This is a genomic window from Bacillus haikouensis (genome assembly GCF_013179555.1).
GTDB lineage: Bacteria > Bacillota > Bacilli > Bacillales > Bacillaceae_B > Rossellomorea > Rossellomorea haikouensis_A.
This window is the reverse complement of record NZ_JABMCR010000204.1, coordinates 1-7,517: the sequence shown is the minus strand read 5'-3', so window position 1 is coordinate 7,517 and position 7,517 is coordinate 1. Positions and strand designations below refer to the sequence as shown.

The 7,517-nt window shown below is 48.0% G+C and carries 9 protein-coding genes and 1 pseudogene; 8 read left to right on the top strand and 2 right to left on the bottom strand.

What is annotated here, in order from left to right; genetic code table 11:
• Both HP456_RS17015 and HP456_RS17010 read left to right on the top strand, forming a co-directional pair.
• Nucleotides 1-251, top strand: a pseudogene (locus HP456_RS17015) (hypothetical protein); the annotation flags it as partial.
• Between the two features lie 189 nt (nt 252-440).
• Nucleotides 441-1,283 (top strand): aldo/keto reductase, encoded by an 843-nt coding sequence (locus tag HP456_RS17010; protein WP_172253297.1) that lies wholly within the window; start codon nt 441-443, stop codon nt 1,281-1,283.
• A 231-nt stretch (nt 1,284-1,514) separates the two neighbouring features.
• Here the strand turns inward: HP456_RS17010 and HP456_RS17005 are convergent, their stop codons facing one another.
• Nucleotides 1,515-2,222 (bottom strand): DNA alkylation repair protein, encoded by a 708-nt coding sequence (locus tag HP456_RS17005; RefSeq protein WP_172253295.1) that lies wholly within the window; start codon nt 2,220-2,222, stop codon nt 1,515-1,517.
• 134 nt (nt 2,223-2,356) lie between these two features.
• Between HP456_RS17005 and HP456_RS17000 the strand changes: the two genes are divergently transcribed.
• The 3 genes from HP456_RS17000 (at nt 2,357) to HP456_RS16990 (ending at nt 4,532) form a co-directional block, all read left to right on the top strand.
• Nucleotides 2,357-2,776, top strand: a complete 420-nt coding sequence (locus HP456_RS17000) for a hypothetical protein (RefSeq protein WP_172253293.1) — start codon at nt 2,357-2,359, stop codon at nt 2,774-2,776.
• A 65-nt stretch (nt 2,777-2,841) separates the two neighbouring features.
• Nucleotides 2,842-3,933, top strand: a complete 1,092-nt coding sequence (locus tag HP456_RS16995; RefSeq protein WP_172253291.1) for a sensor histidine kinase — start codon at nt 2,842-2,844, stop codon at nt 3,931-3,933.
• Complete coding sequence (locus HP456_RS16990) at nt 3,930-4,532, top strand: response regulator transcription factor (RefSeq protein ID WP_172253289.1); 603 nt, start codon at nt 3,930-3,932, stop codon at nt 4,530-4,532. Before HP456_RS16995 ends, HP456_RS16990 begins: the two co-directional genes overlap by 4 nt.
• 232 nt (nt 4,533-4,764) lie before the next feature.
• On the opposite strand, the gene HP456_RS16985 is transcribed toward HP456_RS16990, so the two are convergent.
• Complete coding sequence (locus tag HP456_RS16985; protein WP_172253287.1) at nt 4,765-5,724, bottom strand: helix-turn-helix transcriptional regulator; 960 nt, start codon at nt 5,722-5,724, stop codon at nt 4,765-4,767.
• Between the two features lie 113 nt (nt 5,725-5,837).
• Between HP456_RS16985 and HP456_RS16980 the strand changes: the two genes are divergently transcribed.
• The 3 genes from HP456_RS16980 to HP456_RS16970 form a co-directional block, all read left to right on the top strand.
• Nucleotides 5,838-6,671, top strand: coding sequence for an SDR family NAD(P)-dependent oxidoreductase (locus tag HP456_RS16980; protein WP_172253285.1), 834 nt, complete (start codon nt 5,838-5,840; stop codon nt 6,669-6,671).
• 166 nt (nt 6,672-6,837) lie between these two features.
• Entirely contained in the window at nt 6,838-7,266 is a 429-nt protein-coding gene (locus HP456_RS16975; protein ID WP_172253283.1) for a DUF6526 family protein, read from the top strand.
• A 61-nt stretch (nt 7,267-7,327) separates the two neighbouring features.
• Nucleotides 7,328-7,517: ATP-binding cassette domain-containing protein (locus HP456_RS16970; RefSeq protein WP_172253281.1), on the top strand; the 190-nt coding region annotated here is incomplete at its 3' end.

Genomic DNA, 7,517 nt, shown 5'->3' with positions numbered 1-7,517 from the left:
TCTCGCATGACCGGTATTTTCTTGAGAAAACGACAAGTGTAAAGCTCGTGATTGAAAACAGGGAAATCCGCAAGCAGTTGAATGAGTCTGCTCCTGAGCGCAGCGACGTAGAGGAATTGCGGTTGACGCTCGAGACGGAGAGACAGGAAGTACTGGGGAGGCTCAGTTTCATGACCCCGGGGGACAAGGATTATGCGGATTTGGATAAACGGTTCTTAGAATTAACCAGGGAGATTAATGAGTTGGAATGACTTGTTTCCGGCTTTCCAATTGACCTTTTTGAAAATAATGCACCCTGCAACTGCTCTGCCAGCCGAATGTTACCCGAAAGTACCTATAGCACAATAAAGTACCTACTTCCATAATTCTCCGATAAGGTTCATACTGATACGTAGGATTGGCTTAGGCTGATTCATCCACCAATCAACAAGGAGGAATTGATGATGAGTGTACCATCACTTACTTTAAATAACGGCATTGAAATGCCGCAGCTTGGATACGGCGTATTCCGTGTTGAAGAAGGTACGGAATTGGAGAAAGCGGTCGAGACTGCAATCCGACTGGGATATAGAAGTATCGACACCGCCGCGATCTACGGAAATGAGAAGAGCGTAGGGAACGGTATCCGAAAAGCAATCGAAGCGGGACTAGTCACGAGGGAAGAGCTGTTCATCACATCCAAAGTCTGGAATGACGGTCTTTCTTATGAAGAAACGGTCGCTGCTTATGAAGAAAGCCTGAAGAAAATGGGGCTTGATTATCTCGACCTTTACCTCATTCATTGGCCGGGGAAAGACAAATACATGGAATCCTGGAAGGCACTCGAAGCTCTCTACAAAGAAGGACGTATCAAATCCATCGGTGTCAGCAACTTCGAAATCCACCACCTGGAAACATTGATGAACGAAACTGAAATCAAGCCGGTCGTGAACCAGATCGAATTTCATCCGAAGCTGACTCAGACAGAAGTGCGCACGTTCTGTGAAGAACACAACATCAGAGTCGAGGCATGGTCACCATTGATGAATGCGGAACTGCTGACAAACGACACGATTCAGGACATCGCAAAATCGCTCAACAAATCGGCAGCCCAAGTCATTCTGCGCTGGGATCTTCAACACGGGATCATCACGATTCCGAAATCAATGACCGAGTCACGGATTAAAGAAAACATCAGCCTCTTCGACTTCGAATTGTCAGATGAACAAATGAAACAGCTTGATGCCCTGAACGAAAACAAGCGCAGCGGCCCGGATCCGGATGAGTTTGATTTTAAAATCTAATACAGACTGAAAAACACCTCCCATTGCGGAGGTGTTTTGTCTTTTATTCAGGCTCTTTTCGCATTCTTTGCTGCTTCACACTCAAGAAAATACCGGCACTTGGCTCTTTTCGTTATATGTCTGCAACTTGTTTAAGGATTTAGTTCGAAAAGCGAGACTGCATAAAGTGTACGAAAATCAACAATCTTTTAGACAACAGCCTTTAATTATTTTCCCTGTCAGCCAAGATTATCAGCATATACACGTCTTCCGCTTCATCCCTACGCGATCCTTTGACGCCACTTTCTTGATGTATTCCGAAGCAAGAGGCACCTTGCATGCTGTATTACCTACATCGACATGCACCTTTCCAATCGATTCCGCGACATCCATGGCTTCCGCGTGCAGGGCCGGGATATAAGTGCCGACCGACATGACGAATCCGTTCATCACATAACGCACACGGTTCCGTTCTCCATGAACAGAATCCTTCACTCTGTCCAGCAGCCCCCTGACCTCATCCATATCAAGCTCCTCATCCGGTGCAATCGATACATAATTCGCATAAGTACTCCATCCGCACACCGCAATCATTTCTTCATCGGCATCGATCCATTCACGAGCAAGCTCCAGTGCATACTCACTTTCCGCCGCCACCCCGGCAACCGTATACTCCGCCGCCATATACCAATACGCTTTCCTTACCCAATCCTCAAGCGTTTCCTTGGTCACAAGCTTCGGATTGATCGACAGCCCTGCCAAATACATCGCATCATGATTGCCTGAATCATAAAGCCGGAGTGCCAGTTCATGATCCTTCTTCACGAATTTGACCAGCTTTTTCATATCCCCGATTTTCACACCGAAATACGGTTCCTTCACACCATGATTCATGAAAATACGCTTCGTTTGTTCCGTCCCAAGCTCCTCAAGCCTCTGCATGATTTCTTCATATGTCATGTCAATCGCTCCTTTACGAGTCTAATTTACCTTAATCATACATTAAAAAAATTCGCGGGAACAGCTCCTGTTCAAGCTTTCAGCTCTAACCAAATGATATTCATCACTATTTGCCCAAACCTTGGCGTGATAGGATGATACCGGAATCAAGTAAAGAGAAAGTTGGTGCATTGATGAAGAGTGTGTTAAAGGTTGGTTCGGCGGTCGGTCTGGTTTCGGGAGCGGCTGCGATTATTTTGTATCAGGTGCTGTGTTTTTGGCTGGAAGTAAGTTTTGAAAAGATGACGCCAGTGTCGATTCTCGTGATGTGTGTGGTTGTCAATGTGATCGGTGCATACATTTATTCCAAATTGGCAGCGGAAACGAAGAGGCCAAGGTTGTATTACGGTATGATTACGGTTCTCGCGGGCGTTCTGCTTTCATTGTATGATTGGGCTTATCCTGCAGAACCCGATATCGCAGGCGTAGCGAATACAATTCATGCGCTCGTGGCGACACTCTCCATTGCGTGGATCCCGATCTGGATGCGTAAATCGATTTCTTCTGGTAAATAAAGAGGAGATCAGCCCTGTTTTGTGAAAGACAATAGATAGTCCATTTTTTAAAAAGGGGGAGAGCCATGAAGACCCCAATAAAATTCAATTGGTTGTCGCTGTTGATCATTCCTTCATTGTGTATGGTGTTTCTTCCTTTTGGAGATAAGTGGTACGGGTATGTCCTGTTTCTCGTTCTGTCGCTGGCTTTTTGGAGGGGAATGGCACAAACGGCACACCGTGAGCTGCTGATCATCATTCAGCATCTGTGTGTATGTCTGCTGATGGTGTTCTTTTCCCCCTGGAATTGCTGGTATGGAATATATCCGGTTATCGTGACGGGGCATTTGTCATCGTTCTTCCGGATAACGGTGGTCAATGGGTTCCTGGTAATTCTGTATACGTTGACGGCTTCGTATGAAGGATGGGCCCGCTTAGGGGAAGAAGATTGGGCATGGGTAACCGTTCTTGTTTTTCTGCTGGGCGTACCTTATTTTTTGCGGGCGCAGCAGCTGCACTACGAAATGAAGGTCGAGCTTCAAGGGGCGAACGAAGAAATTATCAGGCTTGTGAAGCTCGAGGAAAGGGGGCGGATCTCCAGGGATCTGCATGATACGCTGGGGCACACATTGTCCCTTTTAACATTAAAAGGGGAACTGATCGAACGGCTGATACCGGATAAGCTTGATGAAGCGGCCGACGAGGCGAAGGAGCTTCAGGAGATCATCCGGAATACATTGGTGCAGACACGAAAACTTGTGAGCGACATGCAGTCGGTGAGCCTGTCGGATGAAATTGTTCAAGCCTCGGGCATGCTGCGGTCTGCCGGCTTGCACGTACAGGTAGAAGAGCAGACGGGTGCAATCCCTCCTGTTATAGGGAAAATTCTCGGTATGTGTCTCAGGGAATGTGCCACGAATGTCGTGAAGCACAGCCGGGCGGACCGCTGCTGGATCAAGATTTACGAAACGGACGGATCGTACACTCTCCAGGTGGAGGACGATGGGCAGGGTTTGCAGGAGGTGGATAGACAGAACGGAAGCGGATTATTCGGCATGAAAGAACGGCTTTCCATGATTGAAGGAAGACTCGACTTCGAATCAGATATGGAACAGGGAGTAACAGTGAAAATCACCGTGCCGAAGGTGGATGTTCCAGTGAAGGGGGTGAAGGGATGAGAGTGATCATAGCAGAAGATCAAGGAATGTTGAGAGGGGCCATGGGCAGATTGCTGTCGATGGAAGATGACATAGAAGTGATCGGGGAAGCGGCAAACGGAGAGCAGGCACTGGAACTGATCAGGAGCAGTTCTCCGGATATCGCGCTGCTCGATATCGAGATGCCCGTGCTGAACGGACTTGACGTCGCGAAGACCCTGCAGAATGAAGGACATCCGTGCCGCATCGCGATCGTGACGACCTTTGCACGGAGCGGCTACCTGCAGCGGGCGATCCAGGCAGGTGTCAGGGGCTATTTATTAAAGGATGCCCCCGTTACGAAGCTCGCTGACAACCTGCGCTCCATCTTGCAAGGGAATAAGGTATTCAGTCCCCAGCTGTCGCATGCGATGTTTGAAGAAGTCAATCCCCTTACCATAAGGGAACAGGAAGTCCTCCGCCATTTGGAAAAAGGGGACTCCGTTTCCGATATCAGTCAGGTGCTCTTTCTTTCACCTCCAACCATCCGGAATTATATATCTGAAATCATCCAAAAGGTGGAAGCGAAGAATCGGATCGACGCTGTCATGATTGCGAAAAAGAAAGGGTGGATTGACTGAGCGGTGGTATCCCAAGCGGCCAGGGACCCTGGTGCTTGCACATTACTCAAAAAAGTACTGCAACTTTGACAAGAGAGCAGCCACTCAAATTTAATTCTATTAACCCGTTTTTTCCTGCCATCCAGTCAACCAAGAGATAAAGTTACCGAATAATTTTCAAAAACCTCAACGATTCTCAAAAGCAGACCTTCGACACGGCGTGCATGCATATAAGTCATATTCATCTATATTTCTACCGATAAAATTCCACCGTATTTTCAGCCATTTGAAGGATCTTACTGCGCAGGACTGCCGGTTCGATGATCTTTAGTTGGTCTGAAAAACCAAGCAGATAGCCTGCTGCTTCTGCTTCCGTATCGAATGAGAGGATAACGGGAATCCAGCCTTCGCTGGTTTCAGCTCCGATGTCAAGGATCCTTGCAAACCGGCCCGTGAAAGAGAGTCTCGAGACGATTGACGGAGCGGCTTCGACCCTGACTTCATAACTGGGTAAGTTCTTGATGAAGGTTTTGGTTGAAGAATTCCAGTATTCAGCCAGGTCAAAGTTTTCCGGTCTCACAAATGTTTCTACAAGTAGTTCTGCATGGTGAACCCGGGAAGCACGGTAGTTTCGGATATCGCCATTTTCCTTGAAGGCGATCAAGTACCAGAGGTCCCCTTTTGCAACAAGCCCAAGTGGCGCAACGATTCGCTCGTCCGTATCCCCGTCCGCACGCTGATAGACGATTTTGAGCTTGTTTTCTTTCCATATCGATTGTTTGAGGACCTCAAATGAAGCTGTTTTCTCTTTCTGTCCGCGCCATGAACGCATGTCGATGTGGATTCGGTTCCAGACCCCTATGGCATTTTTGCGATAGACGGACGGCAGGGAGGCGATCAGTTTATTCCTTGCTTCCTCTGATGTGCGAGTCAATCCAAGGTCATCGAGTAAGTGTGGGGATGGTGAAACAAACAGCGCGCGTATTTCAGATTCTTTCAAGCCGGTCAAGTCTGTCTGGTAGTCCTCCAATAGTGACCAGCCGCCGTTTTTCCCCCGCTCTGCAAATACGGGGATACCGGTTCCGCTCAAGGCTTCCATGTCCCTGTAAATGGTCCGTTCCGAGACTTCAAGCTTTTCAGCAAGTTCTTTGGCGGTCATTCGTCCGTGGGATTGTAAGGCTAGTAGGATGGATATCAATCGATCGCCTCTCATGCTTTCACCTGCTCTTTTTTAGAATGATAGGTTCATTTCATTAAATATGACAATTGATGTCAAGAATACAACCGTATAATGAGAATATCTTAAACATGAAAGGATTGAAAGTCATGAAATCATTACTTGGAAAGGTTGCGCTGGTGACAGGCGGCAGCAGGGGAGCCGGACGTGGAATCGCCATAGAGCTGGGGAAGGCAGGTGCGACGGTTTATGTGACGGGACGCAGTACGAAAGGGAAATCGACAAATGATTGGCCGGGCACGGTCGATGATACGGCTGCTGAGATTAATGCTGCCGGTGGAAAAGGGATTGCGGTGCGTTGTGATCATACGGTCGATGCGGAAACGGAAGCTGTTATCAGACAAATTCGTGAGGAACAGGGGAAGTTGGATATACTCGTCAATAATGTGTGGGGAGCCCATGATCTTGGAGTCGAGGCAGGTTCCTTCTGGGAGCTGCCGCTCGCGCATTGGGATACAATGTTCACGGCAGGTGTACGCGCACAGTTGGCAACCAATCATTATGCCATTCCGCTGATTCAGAAGAAAGGTGACGGCCTCATCATTCACACGACCTTCTGGGACGATGGCCGTTACATCGGACAGTTTTATTATGATTTGGCAAAGAATGCACTCGTTCGGATGGCGTATGGACTTTCCATTGAATTAAAGCCGGATAATATTGCTGTTATGGCGGTGTCCCCCGGGTTCATGAGGACTGAACTTGTATTGGAGCATCATGGGGCAGAGGAGGAGAAATGGGAGGAATCGGAGGACCTGAAGAAAACCGAAACCCCTTTTTATATTGGACGTGCGATTACCGCATTGGCAAAGGATCCTGATGTGTTGGAGAAAAGCGGCCGGGTGCTGAAAGCGGGAGACCTGGCCAAGGAGTATCAGTTCACGGATGTGGATGGGCGGTATATTCCGCCGTTTACGATGTAGGTGCTAAAAACCAGGCAAGATGAACCTGGATCCTGGGACGGGGGGACAGGTTCATTGTCCCGCCAGGATCCACATATGAAGGCGCTTTTCATTCCCTTTTTTGTCACGTTTCTCCAACCGCCCGTCAATTAGTATATAATGAATCTATCACCCTCAGGAGGTACATATGAAACTTCAAAACTATGAGAATCACAGTAAGATCGATCCGGTTTACCACTATGGAATAACGCTGCTTACGGTTGTGACACTGATTCTTTCGATTGTTTTCTTTGTGAAAAATGCGGCCTCGCAGACGCTGCTCAGTTTCATCGTACTGTTTACCACGATCACATTTCTGTTCATAATGGTGAAGTTGAGATTATATGCCCTTCAAGTTCAGGACAGAACGATTCGAGATGAGGAAAATTTCCGTTATTATCGTTTGACGGGAAATGTGCTGGATCCGGAGCTCACTGTGAAGCAGGTGGTTGCGCTTCGTTTCGCGCCGGATGAAGAGTTACCGGGATTGGTGGAACGAACATTAACAGAGAATTTATCACCGAATGACATTAAGAAAGCTGTACAAGATTGGCGTGCAGATCATCATCGCATATAGACAACTGAGAACGGACCGCTCAACCCATGGGCGGTTACTTTTTTCTGACAGGAGGCTCGTTATGCCTAATGAAGTAATGGTTGATGTGAAAGGATTGTTGAAGAGGTACGGCTCATTTACTGCGGTGAATGGCGTATCATTTCAGGTGGAGAAGGGGGAGATCTTCGGTTTGCTTGGTCCGAACGGGGCGGGGAAGACGACGACAATCGAGATGCTTGTCGGTCTCCGGAAGCCTGACGAGGGAACGGCGA

Excerpts from the sequence above, each read along its gene's own strand:
- HP456_RS17010 (WP_172253297.1), top strand. The coding sequence starts at position 441 with ATGATGAGTGTACCATCACTTACTTTAAATAACGGCATTGAAATGCCG.
- HP456_RS17005 (WP_172253295.1), bottom strand. The coding sequence starts at position 2,222 with ATGACATATGAAGAAATCATGCAGAGGCTTGAGGAGCTTGGGACGGAA.
- HP456_RS17000 (WP_172253293.1), top strand. The coding sequence starts at position 2,357 with ATGATACCGGAATCAAGTAAAGAGAAAGTTGGTGCATTGATGAAGAGT.
- HP456_RS16995 (WP_172253291.1), top strand. The coding sequence starts at position 2,842 with ATGAAGACCCCAATAAAATTCAATTGGTTGTCGCTGTTGATCATTCCT.
- HP456_RS16990 (WP_172253289.1), top strand. The coding sequence starts at position 3,930 with ATGAGAGTGATCATAGCAGAAGATCAAGGAATGTTGAGAGGGGCCATG.
- HP456_RS16985 (WP_172253287.1), bottom strand. The coding sequence starts at position 5,724 with ATGAGAGGCGATCGATTGATATCCATCCTACTAGCCTTACAATCCCAC.
- HP456_RS16980 (WP_172253285.1), top strand. The coding sequence starts at position 5,838 with ATGAAATCATTACTTGGAAAGGTTGCGCTGGTGACAGGCGGCAGCAGG.
- HP456_RS16975 (WP_172253283.1), top strand. The coding sequence starts at position 6,838 with ATGAAACTTCAAAACTATGAGAATCACAGTAAGATCGATCCGGTTTAC.